The 22,648-nt window shown below is 59.8% G+C and carries 13 protein-coding genes and 4 pseudogenes; 7 read left to right on the forward strand and 10 right to left on the reverse strand.

Going from position 1 to position 22,648, the window contains the following annotated elements; genetic code table 11:
• Positions 1–9 precede the first annotated feature (9 nt).
• The 4 genes from IFT82_RS08320 to IFT82_RS08335 form a co-directional block, all read right to left on the reverse strand.
• The gene (locus IFT82_RS08320; RefSeq protein WP_207105757.1) at positions 10–720 is read right to left on the reverse strand and encodes an acid phosphatase; all 711 of its coding nucleotides are present in this window, start codon (positions 718–720) and stop codon (positions 10–12) included.
• The gene (locus tag IFT82_RS08325) at positions 717–1,490 is read right to left on the reverse strand and encodes a DUF1868 domain-containing protein (RefSeq protein WP_192125858.1); all 774 of its coding nucleotides are present in this window, start codon (positions 1,488–1,490) and stop codon (positions 717–719) included. Before IFT82_RS08325 ends, IFT82_RS08320 begins: the two co-directional genes overlap by 4 nt.
• Positions 1,487–4,120 carry a TonB-dependent receptor gene (locus IFT82_RS08330; RefSeq protein WP_192125859.1) on the reverse strand — a complete coding sequence of 878 codons (2,634 nt, stop codon included), beginning with the start codon at positions 4,118–4,120 and terminating at the stop codon, positions 1,487–1,489. Before IFT82_RS08330 ends, IFT82_RS08325 begins: the two co-directional genes overlap by 4 nt.
• Before the next feature lie 197 nt (positions 4,121–4,317).
• Positions 4,318–4,911: an IS110 family transposase gene (locus IFT82_RS08335; RefSeq protein ID WP_192125860.1), complete on the reverse strand. Its 594-nt coding sequence runs from the start codon at positions 4,909–4,911 to the stop codon at positions 4,318–4,320.
• Positions 4,912–5,122: 211 nt separating this feature from the next.
• On the opposite strand from IFT82_RS08335, the pseudogene IFT82_RS08340 reads away from it, so the two are divergent.
• The 4 genes and pseudogenes from IFT82_RS08340 to IFT82_RS08355 all read left to right on the forward strand — a co-directional run.
• Positions 5,123–5,662: pseudogene (locus IFT82_RS08340) on the forward strand (integrase core domain-containing protein); the annotation flags it as partial.
• A gap of 344 nt (positions 5,663–6,006) precedes the next feature.
• The gene (locus tag IFT82_RS08345; protein WP_244646624.1) at positions 6,007–9,687 is read left to right on the forward strand and encodes a TonB-dependent receptor; all 3,681 of its coding nucleotides are present in this window, start codon (positions 6,007–6,009) and stop codon (positions 9,685–9,687) included.
• 630 nt (positions 9,688–10,317) lie between these two features.
• Positions 10,318–10,740, forward strand: coding sequence for a DUF6491 family protein (locus tag IFT82_RS08350; RefSeq protein ID WP_192125861.1), 423 nt, complete (start codon positions 10,318–10,320; stop codon positions 10,738–10,740).
• 221 nt (positions 10,741–10,961) lie between these two features.
• Positions 10,962–12,046, forward strand: a pseudogene (locus IFT82_RS08355) (IS630 family transposase).
• Between the two features lie 280 nt (positions 12,047–12,326).
• Here the strand turns inward: IFT82_RS08355 and IFT82_RS08360 are convergent.
• The 3 genes from IFT82_RS08360 to IFT82_RS08370 form a co-directional block, all read right to left on the reverse strand.
• Positions 12,327–13,958 (reverse strand): tetratricopeptide repeat protein, encoded by a 1,632-nt coding sequence (locus IFT82_RS08360; RefSeq protein ID WP_192125862.1) that lies wholly within the window; start codon positions 13,956–13,958, stop codon positions 12,327–12,329.
• Positions 13,959–14,065: 107 nt separating this feature from the next.
• Positions 14,066–14,839, reverse strand: a complete 774-nt coding sequence (locus IFT82_RS08365) for a DUF3617 domain-containing protein (RefSeq protein ID WP_192125863.1) — start codon at positions 14,837–14,839, stop codon at positions 14,066–14,068.
• 421 nt (positions 14,840–15,260) lie between these two features.
• Positions 15,261–16,000 (reverse strand): IS5 family transposase gene (locus IFT82_RS08370; protein WP_244646601.1). Its coding sequence is split into 2 segments (ribosomal slippage): positions 15,261–15,667 and positions 15,667–16,000, totalling 741 coding nucleotides; the frame shifts between segments, so codons are not numbered across the junction.
• Between the two features lie 809 nt (positions 16,001–16,809).
• On the opposite strand from IFT82_RS08370, the pseudogene IFT82_RS21440 reads away from it, so the two are divergent.
• The 3 genes and pseudogenes from IFT82_RS21440 to IFT82_RS08390 all read left to right on the forward strand — a co-directional run.
• Positions 16,810–17,174, forward strand: a pseudogene (locus tag IFT82_RS21440) (DJ-1/PfpI family protein); the annotation flags it as partial.
• 131 nt (positions 17,175–17,305) lie between these two features.
• Positions 17,306–19,297 carry a TonB-dependent siderophore receptor gene (locus IFT82_RS08385; protein WP_199860395.1) on the forward strand — a complete coding sequence of 664 codons (1,992 nt, stop codon included), beginning with the start codon at positions 17,306–17,308 and terminating at the stop codon, positions 19,295–19,297.
• A gap of 66 nt (positions 19,298–19,363) precedes the next feature.
• Positions 19,364–19,689: pseudogene (locus tag IFT82_RS08390) on the forward strand (transposase); the annotation flags it as partial.
• Positions 19,690–19,950: 261 nt separating this feature from the next.
• Here IFT82_RS08390 and IFT82_RS08395 read toward each other — a convergent pair.
• From IFT82_RS08395 to IFT82_RS08405, 3 genes are all read right to left on the reverse strand, one after another.
• Positions 19,951–20,322, reverse strand: a complete 372-nt coding sequence (locus IFT82_RS08395; RefSeq protein ID WP_192125866.1) for a hypothetical protein — start codon at positions 20,320–20,322, stop codon at positions 19,951–19,953.
• Positions 20,319–20,831: a T6SS effector amidase Tae4 family protein gene (locus IFT82_RS08400; protein ID WP_192125867.1), complete on the reverse strand. Its 513-nt coding sequence runs from the start codon at positions 20,829–20,831 to the stop codon at positions 20,319–20,321. Before IFT82_RS08400 ends, IFT82_RS08395 begins: the two co-directional genes overlap by 4 nt.
• A 298-nt stretch (positions 20,832–21,129) precedes the next feature.
• Positions 21,130–22,548: a family 43 glycosylhydrolase gene (locus tag IFT82_RS08405; protein ID WP_192125868.1), complete on the reverse strand. Its 1,419-nt coding sequence runs from the start codon at positions 22,546–22,548 to the stop codon at positions 21,130–21,132.
• Positions 22,549–22,648: the final 100 nt, after the last annotated feature.

Consider the following 22,648-nt stretch of genomic DNA (forward strand, 5'->3'; position numbering starts at 1 on the left):
CTCTGCTCCTCAGCGGGCGGCAGCAAGCTCCTGACGCGCCGCGTCCAGATCCGCCCTGAAGCGCGGCAACCCGTGCAACACAGCGACGATCGCGGCTGCGGCCTGCCGACCCGCCTCGACCGCGCTTACGCTGTGTGCGCCGCAGATGACACGGCTATTACCATATTCCCGCCCTCGGCCGAGTATCGCATCGGCCCGGTCAGGGCGCAGTTCGGCCAGTATCAAAGCAACCGACGTGCCCCAGCTCGTATGGCCAGAGGGATAGTCAAAACTGTGCGACAACTGCACCTTGTCCTCGCAGACCGGCCCTTGATCGAGCAGAAATGGGCGGCGCCGGGCATAGAGCGGTTTGACGGCATTTATCGCCGCTGCAACATCAGGACGCATCGCGATCAACAGCCGCGCGAGCGCTGGGTAGCGATCGGGCGTTAGCGCGATGCCGATGGCATCGGAATAATCCCGGAGCATCGCTGCCGTACCTTCATCGACGTCCGATGCCGCCATTCGCCAGCGAGGACTGCCGACGGATGGCCTGCCGGTGCGGAACATCGCCCGGTCACGTTTCTCCAGTTCCGAACCCGGCAGGGGCGGCAATGGCAGAACGTCGCGAAGATCGACGCCGTTGCCGGTCAGGTAGCGTTCGGGCGGGGCGGCGGGGGCCGCACCGGTTAGCATCATGCCACCGATCAGCAGCCCCAGGCGGGACACCATCCCGCTCATGACAGGAAGAACTGCCGCTTGAAGGCGAACATGTCCTTCAGCAGGCAGTATTCCGGATTGCCGAGTGTAATGACAGGCGCGCGCCGGGCGATCATCATCTTCCAGGCGGCCAGCGATCGACGCCAAGCCGCGTCCTCTTCCGGCGTCAGCGCCGCGAACTGATATCCAAGGGTTATATGGAACCGGTATTGATCGTGATCCGGTTCGCGGATGCCAGTCACTTGCGCCAGCCGATCCCGCAGACGGCGCAGGCGCGCTTCTGTACCCGCGTCGGCGGGAAGCAGGCGAACCGTCAGCGGTGTCTCCTTGGTGGGTGGGGCCTCAGGATTGATCCGCATCCGATAAGGCGATGCGTCGTCGCCGAGGCGGAACGTCCGCAACCGTTCACCCAAAATGCGGTCGCACTCCGTCATGGGCATATCGAGCGGCAACTCTGCGGGCCACAGCGGATAGCGCCGCGCCTTGTCGTTCGCTCCACCAAAGATAGTCATGTGATAGCTTGAAGGCGGAAGTGCCGTCACCTTGCGCGCCCAGGTTTCCCCCGGCAACGCGCGGTAGATATCGAGCAGCGCATCGAACGCTTCCGACCCGGAGCCCTGTTGGGGCACGTGGCAGATGATCGTGTTGCCTGCGAACGGCAACACCCGCCCATCGGCCGAGAATTTTCGCCCGACATCGGGCGGGGTGCGGTCAGCCGCCCGTATCCCCGAAGCTGCGACGCCCGCCAGTGCCAGTCCCGTTCCCTTCAACAGCATCCTCCGCGTCGTCATAGCTTCACCTTCGCACCGAACAGGATCTGTCGCGGCAGCTTCCATGTCGATTGCAACAACTCCTGATCGCGACCGTATCGCTGCTCGATGCCCTGTTTCGTCAGGTTGAGTGCATCGAAACTGACCGTGACGTTCGGTGTGACGTCGTAGGAGAGTTGCAGATCGATGTTGTTCGTCGGCTGCTGGAAACGATTGGCGTAGAACCCGGCAGGCGTGAAATTGGGAAAACGATCGTCCCACAGCTGGCTCAGATGGTTCCAGGCAAGTCGGCCGTGAACCTGCCCCTTGTCATAGGACAAGGCAGCGTTGAAGATCCGGGCGGGCTGATTGGGCAGGTTGTTGAACACCCGCACAGACTGATCGAACAGAGTGATCGGGAAATAGGCACGACCAAAGGATGCGTTGCCACTGACGCCGAACCCGTCGAACGGCGCAGGCAGGAAGGTAAGGTCATAGGAAGCACCGAACTCGACACCGTAAGCTCGCACCGTTCGATCGGTGTTCCTTGCCTGCGTCACCAACACGGGCACCGCGACGCCGGGGATCGTCTCCAGCGTGCCGAAGGTGAAAATGTCGTCTTTGATCCATTTGTAATAAGCCGCGACGGTCAGGATGCCGCGGCCGTTATCGATGTACCAGTCATGCCCGATATCGAGGTTCGTCGCGCGCCGTGGTTTCAACTCCGGGTTGCCGGTAGTCAGCGACGGTGGATTGCTGATCGTGTTCAGTACGCCCCCACGCAAAGACGACGCGCCGAAGCTCGGCCGGCTGACCGTCATGCTGGCACCTAACCGCAGCTTGCTGCTGTCGCTGGTGTTCAGCACCGCCGAGATCGATGGCAGCACATTGGTGTATGTCCGGTTTGCCGATACAGGCGCATAGACACCGTTAGTCGCCTGAGTGCTGCTCGATCCCGCCTTAGTATGCTCTACGCGCACACCGCCTGCGATGAAAAGCGCATCGCTGCGATACTGTGCCTGAAGGTAACCCGCCGCGACATCTTCGCTGGTCTTGTAAGTGCCGCCCGCTTGGGCCGCTGTGTCGATCGTGGCAGTCGCGCCTGCGCGTGCCGCAGCAAACAAACCGTCAACCTTGCCCGCGTCGACCGTCGGAATCGGTGTGTCGCACACAAAACCGCACAACGTGCCGTCAACCGCATCGGCCAGCGTGTAACGTAGCCCGGTGTAATTGGTCCTGGTCAGACTGACGGCCTGCCGGATGACAGTGAAACGAGCGCCTGCGATCACGCCGAAACCGCGGTCTTCGGAATGCGCATTGTAGCCAAGATTGGCTTGTAGATCGTAGCGGTCCTCGCCGAGGCGATACCGCTCCTCGCGGTGAAGATTGGCGGGATACAGGGCAAGATTGCCCGCGGCCGTGCCGTTCACAGGCGTGAACAGCGGGACGTTTTCGCTGGTGTCGTAGGTATATTGCAGCCGGGTCTGTGCGAACGCATCGACGGTCTGGGGGTTGTCGACCCGGCTGTGCGACCAGCTTGCGCCCACATCGCTTCGCCAGCCGCCACCCATATCCGCATCGGCGCGGCCGTAAATGCCGGAGACGTCGCGTTTCCAGCGATAGCGCCCAAGCTGCGCAGTCTGGGTAATGTTCGACAAGGTCCCGCTGGTGGCGGTCTGGTTTGTAACCGTGGCAGCAGATTGCACGGCTGCGTTCAGGTCATTGCGATCGGATCGTTCACTTTGGTCGAAATGATAGGCGCTGACGAACGCGGACAGCGCATCGGTCGGCTTCCAGTCGAAGCGGCCCTGAAAACCGAGCCGTTCGCGTTCGTTTTGGTAATTATAATAGAGACGCTGGGACGGCACGGCGAAGCCCGTTCCGCCATACGGCGTCGTCAACGTGCCAGTAGCGGTGTACCAGTTGCGCGTGCCGCCCGTTTCGATCTGGGGAACATTGATCTGGCGTTTCCAATAGGTCGCGGACAGGTACAGTCCGAACTGCCGATCGGCACCGAATTGCGTGGCCCCGGCGATTTCCGCCTGCCCCCCAAAATGGTCGCCGCCATTGCCTTTGCTGTCGAGAGCGCCCCCGCCCTTGACCGATGCCGTCAGCGTGGTGCGCTTGAAATCGAATGCGCTCGCCGTCGCGAAATTCGTGAGGCCGCCGATGAAGTTGGCATCGTTGGACGGCAGCGCGGACTTGATGACGTCGATATGCGAGGCAAGGTTCGATGGCAGCACTTCCATCGAGATCTGGCGACCACCAGCACTGCTCTGACCGAGGTTGATATCGGTCGACGCTAGGCTGAAGCCGTCAATGAGAAGATCGTTATAGGTCTGGTTGAAACCGCGGACGATCACGAAGCGCGGCTCACCCTGATACAGCAGGGTGTTCACGCCGGTCACGCGCTTGAGCGCATCTCCAGCGTTAAAATCCGGCAACTGGCCAATCTCGCTGGCGGACACGGTATCGATGATCTGGTCGGAGGCCCGCTTGATACGGACGGCCCGCTGGTTCGAGGCGCGCACGCCGGTGACAACAATATCCTGCACAGCAGGGGTCGCGTCAGCGGTAGCGGAAGGACCTTCCTGCGCCACGGCAGCGGTCCCCATCGTCATGAAGTAAACGGTCGAATTGAGCATCAAAGCCCGGCGATAGGCGCGAATCATGGTCCCCTCCTTTTGTTTGGGAGAGACTAACTTATTGTGCGTTACTATTACAAGGTCATTACGCTTCCACGGATTGCGGTCACTGTAGGCGGCAGCCCGATGTCCGATAAAGCGAGCAGAGCCGTTCCGATTGCAAGCACGACGTGCTAATTACGAGCACAGTGCCGAAGAACGTGAGCCGCATCGCCGCCCCAATGTCAGTTAATCCGAGCAGCAAACGGCTCTGATTGCGAGCGGAGGGCGCTACGATTGCAAGCGCCTACACGTAGGGCCAACGCCTTGAGCCGCACGACCTGGGCGACGATAAGGCGACGCATAGCGGTATCAGCGATGCTCTCGAGCTGGTTGCCCAGTTGAACCGCCTGGGCGACGGCGAGGTCGCGCAGACGAACATGCTCGGCAAGCCTGATGGCTTCGGGGTCGTGGACATGGGCCGTGAGATCGAGGTGCAGCGCGGCAAGGCATCGTGCGATGACGGCGGCATCGAGCGGATCCGTTTTGGCCAGCTGTCGCTCGGCGCGGGCGAAGCTGCGCACCCGTGCTGGATCGAGGAGATAGGCGGTAAGCCCCAGCCGATCGAGCAGGATAGCAAGCTTGCGCTCGTAACCACCGGATGCCTCGAAGCCGATCCGCAGGCAGGCCGTACCGGCCAGCCGGGTGAGCTTGCGGCCGAGCATGGCAAGACCTGTCTTGCTGTTGGCAACGCGCCACAACGTTCCGGTCGGATGAAGGTGAATAACGAGTTCGTCCTTGGCAACATCGATGCCGACAAAGAGGTCGGGTTGAGACATGATCCGGTCTCCCAAGCTTGTCATGCGGGGTCCGTGGACACGGCCCCTGGCAACTGTCCGGGGTTTGGGAAGACGGATGCGGCCCTGCTCAGGAACGGTCTATGTCGACCAGCCTGTCGAACGGCCTCACATCCGCCGCCTGAGCGGGGTGGCCACCCCGCTCAGGCACCTCGTGGATATACCATTTCCCACAGACAAGCCTGTCGAAGGGCTGTACCTGTTCGTCGGCATCGACCGCACCAGCAAGTTCGCGGTCACCCAGCTGGTCGACAAGGCTGACAGACGGACAGCCTGGGAGTTCCTGAAACACCTGCTGAAAGCCGTACCCTACCGCATCCACACCATCCTGACCGACAATCCTGTCCTGAGCAAAGTCGAAGGGGGCATTCAGTTCGCCGCGCAGCCGTGCAACCGCAACACCGCTTGGTCCCGCCAGATGCGCTTCGACATGATCTGCAAAGCGAATGGCATCGAGTACCGGCTCACCAAACTGAACCATCCATGGACCAACGGCCAGGTCGAGCAGATGAACCAGACGATCAAAAAGGCGACCGTCAAACGCTTCCACTACGAGAGCCACGACCAGCTCCGGACGCACCTCGCCGACTTCATGGTCGCCTACAATTTCGCTCGCCGGCTCAAGACGCTCAGTGGTCTCACACCCTACGAATACATCGCCAGGATCTGGACCTCAGAGCCAGACCGGTTCATCGTCGACCCGATCCACCAGATGCCGGGACTAAACACCTAGAGCAAAAAAGTTACCGCACGAGCCGGTCGAGAGTAAGATAAGCCCGCAGGCGCAATCTAAACCAAAATGATTTCTATATATTTGTTAGACATGAGATGTTGCCATTGCCGAAACAGGTGCTAGTCATATTACAGATTTGGTAGTACGTTCCATTATGTGAGATATCGTTGGTCTGTTGATGCCACCGATGCAAGCTGACGGGAAGGTACGGCGTAAGGTGGGAAAACCCACATACGCGGGCGTGACACGCTTGCCGATCCACACAGGAGAGGGGCAAATTAATGAAAAGGGAATTCGAGCGGCGTCGCATGGTAGTGACGTCTTCATGGACTGTGTTGAGCCTGATGCTGGCGTGCGGTGTCGGCGAAGCGTCGGCGGATCCGACCCAGCAATCGGGCACGACCGCCCCAGCCGGTACGATCAACGCACAGACCTCGCCAGGCGTCTCTCAGCCAACCCCCGAACTTAAGATCGGTGCGGCCGAGCCAGGCATTGAGATCAATGACATCGTCGTTGTTGGTGCCCGTGCCAGTCAGCAGTCAGCGATTGCACGCAAGCGCAACGCACGTACCGCCACCGATTCAATTGTTGCCGACGACATCGGCTCCTTCCCTGATCGCAATGTTAACGAGGCTATTTCGCGCATCCCTGGCGTCGCGCTCAGCCGCAATGGGTCAGGGGAGGGTGACAGCGTCGCTGTCCGCGGCAATGGACCAGACCTGACGCGCGTTGAATTGGACGGCCTGGGCGTGCTCGGCACCAATGTCGCCGCGGGTGCAGGTGCGGCTCGTAGTGCCGATCTTCGCGAACTCCCGGCAGAGCTCATCAAGAGCGTTGACGTGGTCAAGGGCTCTACCGCCGATATGACTGAGGGTTCGCTGGGCGGCACGATCCAGATCAAGACGCGCTCGGGTCTCGATTTCAAAAAGCCGTATTTCTCGGTTCGGGCGGGTGGGCAACGCACCACCCTAGGCGATAGATGGTCTCCCGACGTTAACGTCGTGGCCACACACAAGTTTTTCAACGATCGTCTGGGCGTCATCGGCAGCTTCAATCGCACCGAAATCCAACTCCAACAGCACTTCCAGGAAAATGTCACCGGAGGTGCTCGCGGCTATCTTCGTCGGTTCGACTTCGACAATTCGCCAGAAAAGACGTTTTCGTTCAATCTGGATACGCTGACGGCTGATCGGGAAGCAGACACCGTGTTCGGCAACAGCGCCGAGACGCCGCGGACCCTGCTAACCAAGGCAGCTGGCGCCACTTCGAAGGCACAATGCCTGCAGGTATTCCCTGATCTCGCGTTGGCCAGCAGCAGCAGCAACCAGAGAACGCAGCGTATCTTCGAGCAGCGGACCTGCCTCAACCAGTGGAACGACTATTTTCCTGACAATTTCCGTCAGCTCGTGCAGACTAACGACGAGGTCCGCACGTCGATCGATTTTCGCACTGACTATCAGGTAACGGACGATTTCATTGTCTATGCCAAGGTCAACCAGAGCAGCCGATCCGGTCATGACAGGCAGCGCGCCTTCTCATCCGGTGGCGTCCCCATTGCGCAAGCCGCCGGGACATTCATTCCAACTGGCACCTATCCGCAGCAGAATACGATCAATCCTAACGCGCCGGGTGGGCCGGGCGCCTATCTGTTGCTGGATCCGGTCTATGGCACAACGCCGTATAATATCAGCACGACATCTACTGCCAGCAATTACCCACTGCGCGGCGACGTAATCAACGTGCGCCCAGGTAGCGTCGAAGTGGACGCCCTGCACAACGTGACGCAGCTTACCACCACTAATAACCGAGGCGGCGTTGATCAAATCGACAACAACACCGAAGTCAAAACTCGCTACGCTCAAATCGGTGGCGATTATGTCGGTGAGCGGCTGGAGATAAATGCCATGGCCGGCATTTCCCTGGCTGACTCTACCCGTGAGGATTTCCGTACCAGCAGGTCGACCTTCATTGGCGATGTGACTGCATCGATCACGCCGAGTGGCCTCTGGACATTGGAACTGCCGTCTGACGTCGATCTCAATGATCCGCAGCGGTATGTGCAGTTGGCGCCGGCTACCTGTCTGGCGACTCAACCTGCTGGATTCCCGCGGACAGCGCCCGGTTGCGCCGCGGTCAACCCGGTGACGCCGGCGTTCGGCGTCGTTGGCGACCCCAATCGCTACACGGTTGGGCAACTACCGCTGACGTCGGCTAACACGCAGCTGACCTATACCCCGGTAATTGGCGAAACGTCGGAAAAGAACGCCAGATTTGATGTCGCCTATCGCACCCAAGACATCTTCCCCTTCATCACGCGGATCAAAACCGGTGCGCAATATCGGGACCGGCGGATCGAGCGTTGGGGTGGCGGTGGCTACGAGGTAACATCGGCCCGCGGAACCTTCGGCACTGCCGGCTATGTCGCACCGGTACGTGTGCCGACCGCCAACGTCCGGGGCCAGCTGTTCGCTTGCGAGGACACGGCGGGCTCGCTTGGAACAGGCGGGCGACCCTGCGTTTTCGGCTTCACACCTTCTGCGGATCCAACCGCCTCCCGTTCGGGCAACGAGGTCGTAACCCCCCAACAGTTGCGTGACCTGTTCGCGGGGTCTGTGGAGCCGGCGACCGTGGACTTTTTCAAAGGCTTCCCAGGTGCTTCGACCGGCACCACCAGGGACGGACTTCTACCGCAGAAGATTTTCGAGCAGCTCGACGCCTACAAGTTCATGAACCTCGACTGCGTGAAGACCTGCACCGCCAGCGACGGTCAGGTCTATGATCAGCCGAAGACAGATACGATGGAGGTCACCAAGAACGTCTACCTCATGGCCGATGCGGAGCAGGACCTGCCGCTCGGGCTGCGCTTCACTGGCAACGCCGGTGTGCGCGGCGTCTTCACTGACGTGCGCGGAACCGGATTTCTAACGCTGCGTGTCCGGACCTATGCCAACCCCACGGCAACGACGTTCACGGACTCGTTCTTCCGCCGAAACGTCACGTTCAAGAACAGGACAACCGACTGGCTACCAACCTACAACGCCAATCTGTGGGCATTCAACGATAAGCTCGTGGCCCGTACTTATGGCGGCAAGAACGTCGCACGGCCGAGTATTGGTACCTTGCTACCGGCGGGTGAATGCCTCCTTGACGAGCGCATCCTTCAGGACGATTCGATCCCGAACGGATGCAGCGGCCGGATCGGCAATCCAGCACTCAGCCCGTTCACGTCGTGGAACTACAACTACAGCCTGGAATGGTATCCAAACCGCGATACCTCGATCTCGTTCGCCTACTTCGTGCAGGATGTGAAGATCGGCAATCCGCTCGCGACCAATGCGGACCGGCAGGTATTTGCCGGTAGCGATCAGATCAATCCGATCACCGGCCAGCCGGTCGGCGACACGGTCTTCAACATCCCAACTTACGAGGATGGTCCCGGGTACAAGCGCAAGGGCTGGGAGATAGCGACGCGCACGGCGTTCACCTTCCTCCCCTGGCTATTGCAGTACACAGGTGCCGACTTCAACATTTCATCTGCCAAGTCCGATACCGAAATTGGGGGCATCCGGGCGCCGCTGACGGGTGACGTGCAGTTGCCGACGAACGAGTCCAAATACTTTATCAATGCGTCCATTTGGTACGACGACAGCAAGCTGAATGCGCGTCTTGCCTATCAGCGGCGGACGACGCAATTTGTCTGCATCACGCCGTGTGGCGGCAATAATATCGATTTCAATTACCCCGGTGATGGCTATACCAACGTTCGCAATCCTCTTGCCGGCGATGGCTACAATCCGGGATCGCCATCCTACGTTGACGCCACGACATATATCGATGCCAAGATCGCCTATAACGTTAACAGGAACTTCCAGGTCTATCTGGAGGGCCGAAATCTGAGAAAGCAGGGCGTGCTGCGACTCTTGGACGCTAGCCAGAACTTCGAGGACGGGACGCCGAAGGTCCAGCGTCTGGCCTATGGCGGTATCCGCGTATTGGTTGGCGGCCGAATTCAATTCGGCAACTAAGCCAGATGCGTGAAACGGGCTATTCCTCTCAACAAGCGACCCATCGATATCATGTTTTAGAGAACGTCTTTATATTTCTGTCCTCACCAGTTCCCCCCCCCCCCCCCGGGGAAACACTCGGCCGCCGGAACTCTTTAGGTTCCGGCGGTTATTTTTTAATGGATTAATCTGCTGGGTGGCAGACCAAACGTCGATCAGCACCGGCTCCGTCAGGGGCTTCAGTGTCCAAATAAAACACCAAATAAGCTCGATATCAACTGGACTACGATGGCTATAGCTCGGGAGCGCCTCCTATGCCGAGACCGAAGCCAATATCACTGTGCATATCGCCTACACCATCAACCGGGATGTTCAGGTTTGAATGTAAGGCTCAAGCCGGAGGAAGGAAAACGTGGGCGCGTTCTCGACACCAGCCAGAACTCCCAAGGCGGGTCTTGAAGGTCCAGTGTCTGTCTTATGGCGGTATCATCGTCTTGGTTGGTAGCCGGATTTATTTCAGATGCCGAGAGCAAGCCGCTTGTCACAACGAGGGGCTCGTCGTCTTTTGCCTTTTGGCAAGAGAGCTGGCGGTTCTGTGGGTTATACCAAGAGAACAAAGGTGTCATTGTGACCTGGGCCTATGACGGAGATATGATCGCCATGATCAGAACAACAGTATCTATCGTGGCTTTGATGGCCACAAGCGCGTCGGCCCTGCCAGCTGCGCTCGGGAGCGAACGCCCACCAAGGAAAGAATGTTTCTACTCGTCTCAGGTGACTGGCTTCACGAATGGCGGTCCCGACCGGGTCTATGCCAACATTTCGCGCCGGGCGACCTATGAGCTGTCACTCTCTCCTGGTTGCTCGCAAATCGACTGGGCCCTTGATCTCGCGATTCAAGCCCGTGGTACCCAACGTATATGTTCCGGCTATGACGCTGAGCTGATCGTTCCGCGGGCTAGTGGAAGTGGTGCCCAACGCTGCCTGATCCGCAACATTCGTCGTCTGAGCGACGCCGAGCGTGACGCGGTGCGGGCACCGGATACACGTCCTGACGCGAACAGCATCCGGTGAATCTCAAAAGCTAAAAGGGTCATTTCGAATAATTGCAAGTTAATAGGTTTGCCAAGGCAACTCCCCGACCTTCGTATCGTTACCTTTACTGCCGACCGGGATAATTTTCCTCTATAAAGGAAAGGGTGATTCGCAAGGCGGCCATTATCCTAGTGGAATGATCGGGACAGAAGCATCCGTATAGGCTTCCTGGTATCGTCTTCGGGTGCGATGGTCGGGGGATGCGTAGTGGGATCAGCATTGCCGCCACGGCTTTGGACAGGACACGGCTCGAGGCGCTGGTGGCGGCGCGTTGTTCACCGCAGGAGCATGTGTGGCGGGCGCGGATCGTCCTGCTGAGCGACGATGGTCTGGGCACGGTTGCGATCATGGCGGCGACGGGCAAGTCGAAGACCTGCGTGTGGCGCTGGCAGGAGCGGTTCATGGCTGAGGGCGTCGATGGCCTGCTGCGCGACAAGGCGCGACCGCCGGGGATCGCGCCGCTCAAACCCACGCTGGTCGACAAGGTCGTGGCGTTGACGCTGGAGCCGCCTGGGCACGAGGCGACACACTGGACGGTGCGCGCCATGGCAAAGGCGGTCGGTATCGCGGCCTCCTCGGTGGTGAAGATCTGGCACGACCATGGCTTGGCGCCGCACCGCTGGCGCAGTTTCAAGCTGTCCAACGACCGGGCGTTCGCCGAGAAGCTTCACGATGTGGTCGGCCTGTACGTCTCGCCGCCTGCCTGCCCATGCGATCGTGTTGTCAGTGGATGAGAAGAGCCAGATCCAAGCGCTCGACCGCACGCAACCGGGTCTGCCGCTCCAAGCGCGGTCGTGGCGCGACCATGACCCACGACTACAAGCGCAATGGCACCACGACGCTGTTCGCCGCCCTGAACGTCCTCGATGGCTCGGTGATCGGGCGCAACATGCAGCGTCACCGCCATCAGGAGTTCATCCGCTTCCTCAACACCCTCGAGGCCGAGCTGCCGCAGAACAAGGCCGTCCACGTCATCCTGGATAACTACGCGACCCACAAACAGCTCAGGGTGCGCGCCTGGCTGGATCGCCACCCGCGCTGGACGTTCCACTTCGTGCCGACGTCATGTTCATGGCTGAACGCGGTTGAGGGCTTCTTCGCCAAGCTGACCCGTCGCCGCCTGAAGAACGGGGTCTTCCACTCCGTCGTCGACCTTCAGGTCGCCATCAACCGCTTCATCAAGGAGCACAATCAGCAGCCCAGACCCTTCGTCTGGCGCGCCGATCCCGGAGACATCATCACCGCAGTCAGGCGTGGGCACCAAACGTTGGAATCAATCCACTAGATGAAATTCTAATCGGCATGGATCATCAAGGACTTTCGGTCAGGCCGAATATCAGTCCAAGCTTATCATTTGCGGCTGGAGGCCGGCCAGATGAGCACAATTCTGTCGATTAACCCGCGCGATTGAGTTGATGAAGGCGTAGCGCTAATGCGCAGCTAAACAGTACAACCAGTTAAACATCTTTACTTGCAAGAGTTGCAAGCAACGTCCGGCACCAAAAATACTCGTGGGTGTCTTGATCATGGGACGGGAAATTCTGACAAATCGTCCATACTATCTCTCACCTTTTCGGTCGCACCACCGCCCGCGCCGCATCTCGCTCGGCCGGCGTCATTCGCGCTTCCACCACCGTCAGCGCGACGGGTGCGCGCTCATGTCCCAGTGCGCCAGCCAGCCTCAACCAGATCCAGGCCTTGGTCATGTCCTTCGGTCCGCCCTCGCCATTGGCCAGCATCGCCGCTAGGTTGAACATGCCCTCCGGATCAGAGCCGATCGCCGCTTCCTCGAACCAGCGCCGCGCCACGGCACCGTCCTTCGGCAGCAGCTTTCCCTCGTAGAAATAGCGTCCCAGCGCTGCCTTGGCCGCCATGTTCCCCTTGAATGCCGCGGTCTTGTAGAAGCCCATAGCCATCACGGGATCGGCCGCCACGCCTTCGCCCCTGGCGTAGGCATCGGCCAGCGCCAGCAGCGCCACGTCATTGTCGTTCATCGCTGCTGCGCGATACCAGGCGAACGCCCGCTCACGGTCTTGCGGCACACCTTCCTCGCCGGTCACGAGGATATCGGCTAGTGCCACCTGCGCGGCTGCCAGATCGAACGTCGCCGCCTTCTGGTAGTAAACGGCGGCCTTCCGCACGTCGCGCGGCGTGTCGACGCCTTTGTAATATAGGTCGCCCAACACCTGCGCTGCCGCGATATGCCCGACCGCGTAGGCGCGCTCATACCAGTCGCGCGCCTGATCGGGGTCTTTCGCGATCCCCTCGAAGCCGCTGCGATAGACATTGCCCAGGATCACGCAGGCCTCGCCGATAGCGGTGTTGCGGGCCGGCTGCCTGGGATCGAAGATCGGTGTGTGAAGAATGGGGTTGAAACCCGCGTTCGCCGCCTTCTTCAGCCACTTCACACCTTCCTTGGTATTCGACTTTTCGCCCAGCCCCTGCAGATAGAGCTTTCCGACAAATAAAGCCGCCTCGTCTCCGCCATCCTCATAGGGCAGCTTCTGAAACGCCTTCCTGAACCACGTTAGCGCTTCGTGATACCGGCCTTGGTCGAACAGGGCGAAAGCCATTGGCAGGGTCTTGTCGTTTCGGGCGATCTCGGCACGGCCGTTGGCGAAGCGGGCATTCGCAGCCACGAATGCACCGTTAGCGCCAAGTCCCTCCCTTCCTGCGTTGACAAGATATCCGACGCCGCCGCTCCTGTAGACCTCACGGCAGGCGACGACTGCTTGATCGAGGTTGGTCACGGCGGTGGCGGCAGGTCCCGGATCAGCCTGCGCCACCGCCTCCCCGGCTGGCGGCGAACCGGGGGTCGTCGGTTCTCCGCTGGGACCGTACACAGCATCGCGCACGGCGAAGCGCGTCTTCGTCAGCACGGGCAGCGCCGATCCTTCAGGTACCGACGGCGGCGCGCGATAGTCCGGGTTTCGCGGCAATCGGGTCGGCTGGTAGATCGTCGGCCCGAGCACGCCCAGTGCGGCAGCCGCAGCGTTCACCGCCCGGAAATGCGGATCGCGCGACAATGCCTCGCACGTGGCCGATTTCGGCGCTTCCGCAGCGGGCAGCGTCCGCCCGGTCACGATCACCGGCGCGGTTTGGGTGGCGGGCACGGTCTGCGCATGCCCCGCCGACGCGATCGCCGTGCCGGCCATCATCGCCCCAAAATTTCGAAACGCCCTGCCAAGCCCCTTCATTGCCGCTCTCCCGGTGTTTCCATCAAGGTGATGCACTCGTTTCATTGAAATCTATCTGCCACAGCTGAACCGGCAATGAGCGCCGGCGGCCGGCAAGCTGCTGACAGCTACCGCGCTCCCTGTTCTCCAGCCCCACACTCGCCCACGCGCCGTCCTTCCACCAGATACCGTATCTCGACCGCCATCCCGTCAGATACATTCAACGGCGTGCGTCGGTCCTCCCAGCGGATACGCTCGCCCTCATAGCGTCCCGTCAATCGCTGAACCGTCTGGACCCCCTTGTATGAACAGCGCACCGAAGCCTCGATGCCGCCGCCGCCTATAGTGCGCAGCAGTGGTACGCATTCTGGCGACGCATCGCGCAGGATGGGCACGCCCATCAGGTTCTGCACCATGGGCTCCAGCGCCGCAGCGATGATGCACTTACGCTCGCCATAGGGTGTTTCGGACATGGCCTTGCCCGCCACCAGCGCGGTGCGCACGCCCTGAAACTCCCACTCGCCCGCCAATGGCGGCGTGCCGGTGGCTTCCGGCGCAGGCGGACGCAGCCCCAGTGCGACCTCGGCGACGGCGACTGTCTGATACCTGTCCATTGCCGCATAAAGGCAGTTGCGCGCCGCAGTCCGCGCCCGCGAGCCGCCCTTGACGCACACCCGGAGTGCCGCGCACATCACCCGTCCGAGCCTTTCGTCTTCGGGCTTTACGCGCGGAAAGCAGATCCACCGCTGCGCATCACCGCGATACTCCAGGCGGATCGCATTCATGCGTTTGCCCGTCACCAAGATCTCGGCATCATCGCTGGGCATTGCCGCATCTTGCGTCGTGCCAGTTGCCTGCAGGCCGATCGCCAGCGTTGCCGCCAAGGCCAATACCCGGATCATCCCGCCCCCATTACTATTCTTTGAGCGGGATCATACGCATACTCGCGCCGCCCGCCATACTGTCATCGAAGAATCGCGCGACTGGCACGATCCTATTGTGGACGTTGCCTAGATGCTCGATCCCACGGTTTGATGGTACCAGCCTTTCGATGGAGTGGAAGGAAGCCGTATGGGATATCCGCGCGCGCAGCAGCTTGGGCTATCAGCCGCTGGCCCTAAAAACGGCGGCGGAGGTAATGATGCAGTAACATTCAAACCTGACCACCCAGTAGGGGCTGCTCAATTGTGGTGATCCGGTAACATCGCGCAATCACGCATCTACTTCTTGCTCGTCACTATCTAACGGCATCTGCAAACACGGAAGCAAAAGGGCGTTGGGGCGGTACGGCCCCACAGCTGCCTTTTCACCACTCACAATCGTCTACGATACATTTATGCAGATGGCAGACATGAAGGTGTGCGCGCATCTGTCGTAGCTGGTGTGGATGCGCCGCCAGTCTTTGAGGCGTCCGAACATGATCTCGATCTTGTGGCGTCGGCGATAGAGGGCAGCGTCGTGTGGGATTTGGACCTTGCGGTTGGCTTTCGACGGAATGCACGTAGCGATGCGTCGCTTGGCGAGCGCCTGGCGCAGCCAGTCGGCGTCGTAGCCTTTGTCGCCGAGCAGGACCTTGGTCTTTGGCAGCACCGGCAGGATGAGCGCGGCTCCCTTGTAGTCGCTCATCTGCCCCTCGCTCAGGAGCATGACGCGCGGACGGCCGCGGTCGTCGCAGACGGCATGCAGCTTGGAGTTCAGGCCGCCTTTGGTCCGTCCGATACGGCGGGGAACATCCCCTTTTTAAACAGGCTGGCCGCTGTGCGATGTGCCTTCAGGTGCGTGGCATCTATCATCAACTGATCCGATCGACCACCTTTGGCAGCGAGCGCTTCGAAGATGCGGTTGAACACGCCGAGCCTGCTCCAGCGGATGAAGCGATTGTAGATCGTCTTGTGCGGTCCATAGCTGGCCGGTGCATCGCACCAGCGCAGGCCGTTCCTGATCACGAAGATGATGCCACTGACGATACGGCGATCATCGACCCGCGGAATACCATGCGACAACGGAAAATATGGCTCGATCCGGCGCATCTGCGCCTCCGACAGCAAGACCAGATCACCCATGGCAACGCCTCCTCACCCCACCATTGAATCAATCCCGAACCCGCCTTGCAACCCGTTTAATAGGTCCTGAACCTAGAAATTGGGAGCGCAAAGCCAAGACATATGCCGTTCAGGCGGGCCACTCCCGTGACGATCTCGTTCCATGCGGCCTCTTTCCATCCCAATGAAAAGGGTCGCATCATCAAACCGCAGGATCAAACACCTTACAGCCTACGCAGCTCGTCACTGTTATCGACCCCGGCAAAGTCAGCTCCGGACCTTCGCTCGCTCGAACGTGATGGTATGGCCTGCGCTGCCTGACCGTTCGCCCTTCTTGTTGTGCCAGTACCATCCGTCACCTACGACCGATGCGCTGATCGTGTAGGTTCCGCGGGCCAACAACGGTGTGACGAACTTGATTTCCGAAACCGGATATTTCGAATACATGTCGACCGTCGACGACATCAATTCCTTGCCATGACGATCACGCAAGGTGATGTACGCGTAACCGCCGTCGGGCCGCGCCACGCTGATCAGGCTGGCTTGCGTGCCGGTGAAGGTTACGGAGAACGACGAACCCCTTTCGTCGGTTACATGATGTGCCGGTTCAATCGCGGCCTCCTGCCGCCAGGTACCAGCGAAGCGTACCCGCTTATCGGTGGCGACGATGGTTTCGCTGATTGCGGGTCTTGGTTTGGCCGCACCGGTTGCTGCATCGAGACGCCAGGCATCGCGATACACGGGCATCGTCATCTTGGTACCCGTCACGATGAGCGGTTGCCATACATAGGTCGCAGCACTGGCCTGACGAGGATATGACCAGCGGTCANCCGCAGGGCTCCTCAAGGGCTATGACGCCACCTCACATTGGCAAGTCGCCGATCTGCTGCCGCGGATGGGCGCGCGCCATGTCGACAAACGCGTCGTGATCGATCGCAACCGCATGACCGGGGGCGGTGTCACTGCCGGCATCGATTTCGGGCTGACACTTGCTGCTCATCTGAAGGGTGAGGAAGCCGCGCGTCGGGTGCAGCTACTCATGGAATATGCTCCCGAACCGCCCTTCCGTAACGGAACGCCACAGGAAGCAGGGCCAACGCGTGTAGCCGAGCTTACCGGCCGCACACTCTGGATGGATGGGCAGGTCGATGCTGCGGTTACCGCAGCGGCCAGGCGATTGGGGATTATGACGTGATTAGGCGGCATCCTCTCATCTCGGCGAGTCTCACCGTTATCGCTGCCACGGGGCTCGCACCCTCCGCCATAGCGCAAACCGCATCGAATGAGGCCGTGCAAACGCCAAGCTGGGCAGGGAACGACATCATCGTGACCGGCCAGCGCCCCAGCTATGCCGAGACGGAGACCAACGCGGCGACAAAAACTACCACGCCGCTGATCCAAGTCCCTCAATCAGTTCAGGTGCTGACACGCACGCTGATCCGGGAACAGGATCGTCGGACCCTCGGCGACGCGCTGGTCAACGTCTCGGGCGTCACCCCGACGCGATCCGACGAGGTATTGTTTATCCCCCCTATCATCCGCGGCTTCCCCGCCGAGGTCTACCTCGACGGCCTGTCAGTGTTCGCCGGCAACCAGCAGGCTTACGATCCCAACAGCCTCGTCGGCACCGAGCGGATCGACGTCCTGAAAGGTCCGACCGCCACCCTCTATGGAGGCGGCATCGGCACGCCGCTCGGCGGGGTCATCAACCTTGAAAGCGTCCGGCCCAACGACAAGGCAGGCGGGTATCTGGCGATGCGTGCCGGCAGCTTATCGACGTGGAATCCCTATGGCGACATCAACGTGCCGCTGACTGACAGGATCGCAGCGCGGATCACGGGGGAGTATCAGAGCAACGACAGCTGGATCGACAAGGTGCATGGCAAGCGCTGGTCAGCCCAGCCCAGCGTCTCGTTCCAGATTGATCCTGTGACCGACCTGTTGCTGCAAGGGCAGTTCAGCCGTCGCAGCAATCTTGAATATTCCGGTATTCCTGCCGATGCCGCGCTAGCCGGCACGATCGACCGCAATGCGTTCCCCGGTTCGCCGATCGATCAGCCGCTGACGACCAACGACATCCGCATGGGGCAGGCGACGCTACGCCACGCCTTCTCGGATCGCCTGAAGCTGACGGTGGGCGGGCGCTATTATTCGAGCGTGATCGATGAACAGGGCAGCTTCGTCTATCCGGGCATCTTCCCAACCGGGACAGTCGCGCCGCTCTACGACGTGTTTCCGATCACCATGCGAAACCGCACGAAAGAGGCGACGGTCGATGCCAACCTGGCCGGCGACGTCAATGTTCTCGGTGGGACGCACAAGCTGCTCGTCGGGGTCAATTACGACTGGACCAGCTTCTACAGCGCGATGGGGTTGTTCGTTAGCGACAGCCCCTCGGGCACGATCGACCTGTCAAACCCGAGCTACGATCTGCGTTACACCCCGCAGCTTCCGGTCAACTCCTACACCGACGATCGCTTCACAACGTTCGCAGGCTACATCCAGGATCAGGCGACCTACGGCCCACTCCATCTGACCGGGGGGGTGCGCCTGACCTCGCTCAAGTTCGTCGAGAACAGCAACATTGGCGTCGCCAACGATAAAACCTACACGCACATCTCGCCCCGGCTCGGCGCAACGCTCGACGTGACGAAGGGCGTCGCGCTGTTCGCCGGCTACGCAACCGCATTCCGCGCTCCGTTCGGCTTCATCGGAACGGTTACACCGGTGCCGGAGACGTCGGGCAACATCGAGGGCGGTGTGAAGCTGGCGCTGGCCCGTACAGGCCTATCGGGTACGGTTGCGGTGTTCCGGCAGACCCACGATAATGTCGTCACCGCCGATCCCGCCAATGTCGGCTTCTACGTCCAGAGCGGGCGGCAACGCGCCCGCGGTGTCGAGTTCGACATGGTGTGGGAGCCGACACCTGCCTTTTCGCTGCTGGCCAATTATGCCTACACAGACACCCGCGACGATGGCGTGGCCCCCGGTCATCGATTGATCCGCGTGCCCAAGAGCAGCGGACGCGTCGCGGTACGCTACCGGGTGGTACGTGGGCCCGCCAAGGGACTCGCGATCGGTGCCGGCATCAGCGCCTTTACCGCGCGCGAGTTGACGCTGCCTAACACCATTGCGGCGCCGGGCTATGCCGCGATTGATGCGCAAGCATCCTACGACATCGGCCGGTTCACGCTCGCCGCGTCCATGGTCAACCTCGGCAACCGGCGAGCGTTCGACCCATATTCCTATCTTGGCTATCCCGTGGTGGCGCCCACCCAGCCCCGATCGGCCTTCGTCACGGTCAAGATGAGGTTATAAACGCGGCCAACCATTCGGCACGCTGGATGGCGCTGGCGATATAAGAACTGCGGCTGGACTGCCGTCGCAGAGGGCCGCCAACCGGAGCCAAGCGCTGGCATTATCGACAGCCAGTCGGTGAAGACCGCCGAAGCGGGCGGCCCGCGCTGCTACGATGCGGGCAAGAAAATCAAGGGGCGCAAACGCCATATAGTGACAGATCCGCTGGGCAGCATCCTGAAAGGCTTGGTACACGGATTCGGTGCTCAGGGCCGCGATGGCGGCTATGCCGGACAGAAGCTCGAAACCATGGTCGCGCACGTCAATCGGCTGTCGATCGACATCATCAGCGCTGCGACACCGGCAAGTTCTTCGTCTTGTCCCGCCGCTGGATCGGTGAGCGCACCCTTGCGTAGCTCAACCAATGCCGATGCCTCGCCAAGGACTGGAAGGCATCCATTGCGTCAGCCGAGGCTTGGATGGTAGTTTCATCCATCAGGCGAATGATCCGCCGTGTTGCTAAAATGTCATTGTGAGTAAGGATCGCGGAAGGCGAAATAAGCAACAAACCAACACTGATGATTACGGCAGGTCATTCGATCGAACTGATTACGCAACCGTTACGTCATTGCAAAATATTGTGGTAACTATTTACTCAAAACTCATATTAGAAATTAATTACGAACTTGCGTAATAGTTCGTTCGATCTGAGCGCGGACATTTGGGATATCAATGACTTCTGAGCAGTATTGGATGGGCAGCTGCTTGATCGTTTTAGGAGGTTGTTCCGCGACGATGGTCGTCATCGGCTCATGGTTGACTGCTGCCTTCACCACTTGAGAAAGAGCAGCGAAGGCTTTCATCTGAAAGGCTTTGCGCTGAACAATATGTGCCGCCCAGCCGTCCGCTTGATCTCGTAGATAAGTTGATGGCTGAGTGCTCAAACAAGAGGCTACAGCATAGCCTTCAACATCGCGCCGAACCGTGTCACGAGCAGCGGCAGGCGCTGCGACTATCAAGGCACTCGCAATTATCTCGCGCATCATGTAAGCTCCCAAAATTCGCTTAATATCGTCCTCGACAGTGGCGCGTTATACGTCGCTTGATTGTCGTGAATGGGTTCACGATACGCGCCACACCGAAATAGCGCGATATGCCCCGTCGCTTCGCCCCATCCGTCCACGCTGAACGATACGATTCCCTGCTTCTTTCGAAAAAGATCATCGAATGGCAATGTCTTATCTTGGATTGGCTTTCCAAGCGTTCGTCGAAGGTACTTGCGCAGATCGTTGACTTTGAAGATCACCTGATGGCCGTGGGCGTCGCTGATGCTCTCGGCGTGGGCCATACGAACCATGGCGGCGTTGATGGGAGAGCCTGTTTGGTTCAAAGCGTGAGATATTCGACTGGCACAGGTGTTGCCATTGGGGCCAAACCCGGGAACGTCGATATTCTTCTGCGCTACACCCCCCATCATTGTGTAAAGATCCTTCAGTGTCGGATATTTTATGTGATCGGGAAAGGACGCCCACAGGCGCTTGAAATCAGGCTTCATAGGGCTCCTTGCCGATAATGGCTTGCATGGAATGCAGCATATCGCATGATCGTTCCTACGACCCTCGCTCATCCTGACCCGGAAACGAGGCATGCGCAAACGCCAATGTTATTGCGACAACGAAAACGGGTAGCCCGCTTATGTCATGCTCGCGCCGAGCAGTTTTCGTTCAATCCAGGTGATCCTCTTGGTCTTCGCAGTCCTAGATGAATCACAATCCAGTAAGATTGCTCAACTCAATCCAGGTTAGGCTCTAAGAGCGTGCGCAGCTCGTCATTGTTATAGGACGCCGGGCAAGTCAGCGCCGGACCTCCGCTCGCTCGAACGTGATGGCATGACCTGCGCTGCCTGACCGTTCACCCTTCTTGTTGCGCCAGTACCATCCGTCACCTACGACCGATGCGCTGATCGTGTAGGTTCCACGCGCCAACAACGGTGTGACGAACTTGATTCCCGAAACCGGATATTTCGAATACATGTCGACCGTGGACGATATCATTTCCTTGCCGAGACGATCACGCAAGGTAATGTACGCGTAACCACCGTCGGGCCGCGCCACGCTGATCAGGCTGGCTTGCGTGCCGGTGAAGGTTACGGAGAACGACGAACTACTTTCGTCGGTTACATGATGTGCCGGTTCAATCGCGGCCTCCTGCCGCCAAGTACCAGCGAAGCGTACCCGCTTATCGGTGGCGACGATGGTTTCGCTGATAGCGGGTCCTGGTTTGGCCGCACCGGTTGCTGCATCGAGACGCCAGGCATCGCGATACACGGGCATCGTTATCTTGGTACCCGTTACGATGAGCGGCTGCCATACATAGGTCGCAGCACTGGCCTGACGAGGGTATGACCAGCGGTCACCCATGAACATGTATGTGGTCTTCTTCCCGTCTGCGATCGGCAGCACGAAGGTGGTCTGGGAATTCCACGTCAGTGTGCCTTCCGGCGCAATGGTGCCTTGCCGGGTCCACGGACCGTTCAGTGACGTGGCGGTGAAGTAGTAGTTGTCGTTGCGTTCCCATCCCGTGAGGTTCGATCCCAGGAAATAATAGGTTTTTCCCTTGCGAAACATCGCAGGCGACTCAAAACCATGAGCCATCGCCTTGTTGATATGCTCGCGGACGCTCCGATAGTCGTCAGCAAGGCGATAGATATCGCCGCCGTGCAGCAGGACATAGCCAGTGCCGTCTTCATCCTGGAACGCACCCATGTCCCACTTCGCGATCGGCTTGCCGTTGAACAGCAGCGGGCCTTGGAACGCGTAGGGTCCGGTGATGTTCATGGCTGTGGCATAGCCAACGAACTGTCCGCGATAATCGATGGCGTCTGCGTGCATGAACATCACGAATTTACCGGTGGTGGGCGAACGCATGACCTTTGGCCGTTCGCCAACGGTGTTCGGCCCCAGTGCGCCGGATTGCTGCACGGGCAACGCCACGCTCTCGAAGCGCCAATTGGCCAGATCCTTCGACGAGTAGCAGTTGAAGCCGGCAAACGCGTTCGTCATGTCGCGGTGCGCTTCTCCGAACAGGTAATAGGTATCACCGTCCTTGGTGATCCCGCCGCCATGCGCACTGACCGGCAAGCCACGCTGATCGATCCAGGGCGTACCGGAATGGATGGCGTCGTATCGGCCCGGTGTTTTCGCGGAGACGGAATGGGAGAATGTGACGAGTGGAAGCAGAAGGCCAGCGTAGGCATATGAGCGGATAATCATTGTGCTAACCTCCGTATCTGACGGCATGAACAGTCTTAGGTGTTTGCTCCCACGGTTTAATGACGCGATACACACGTTGGAGTGGGAGGATATCTTGGTA

This window comes from Sphingomonas sp. CFBP 8760 (assembly GCF_014841615.1).
In the GTDB taxonomy this organism is placed as follows: Bacteria; Pseudomonadota; Alphaproteobacteria; order Sphingomonadales; family Sphingomonadaceae; genus Sphingomonas.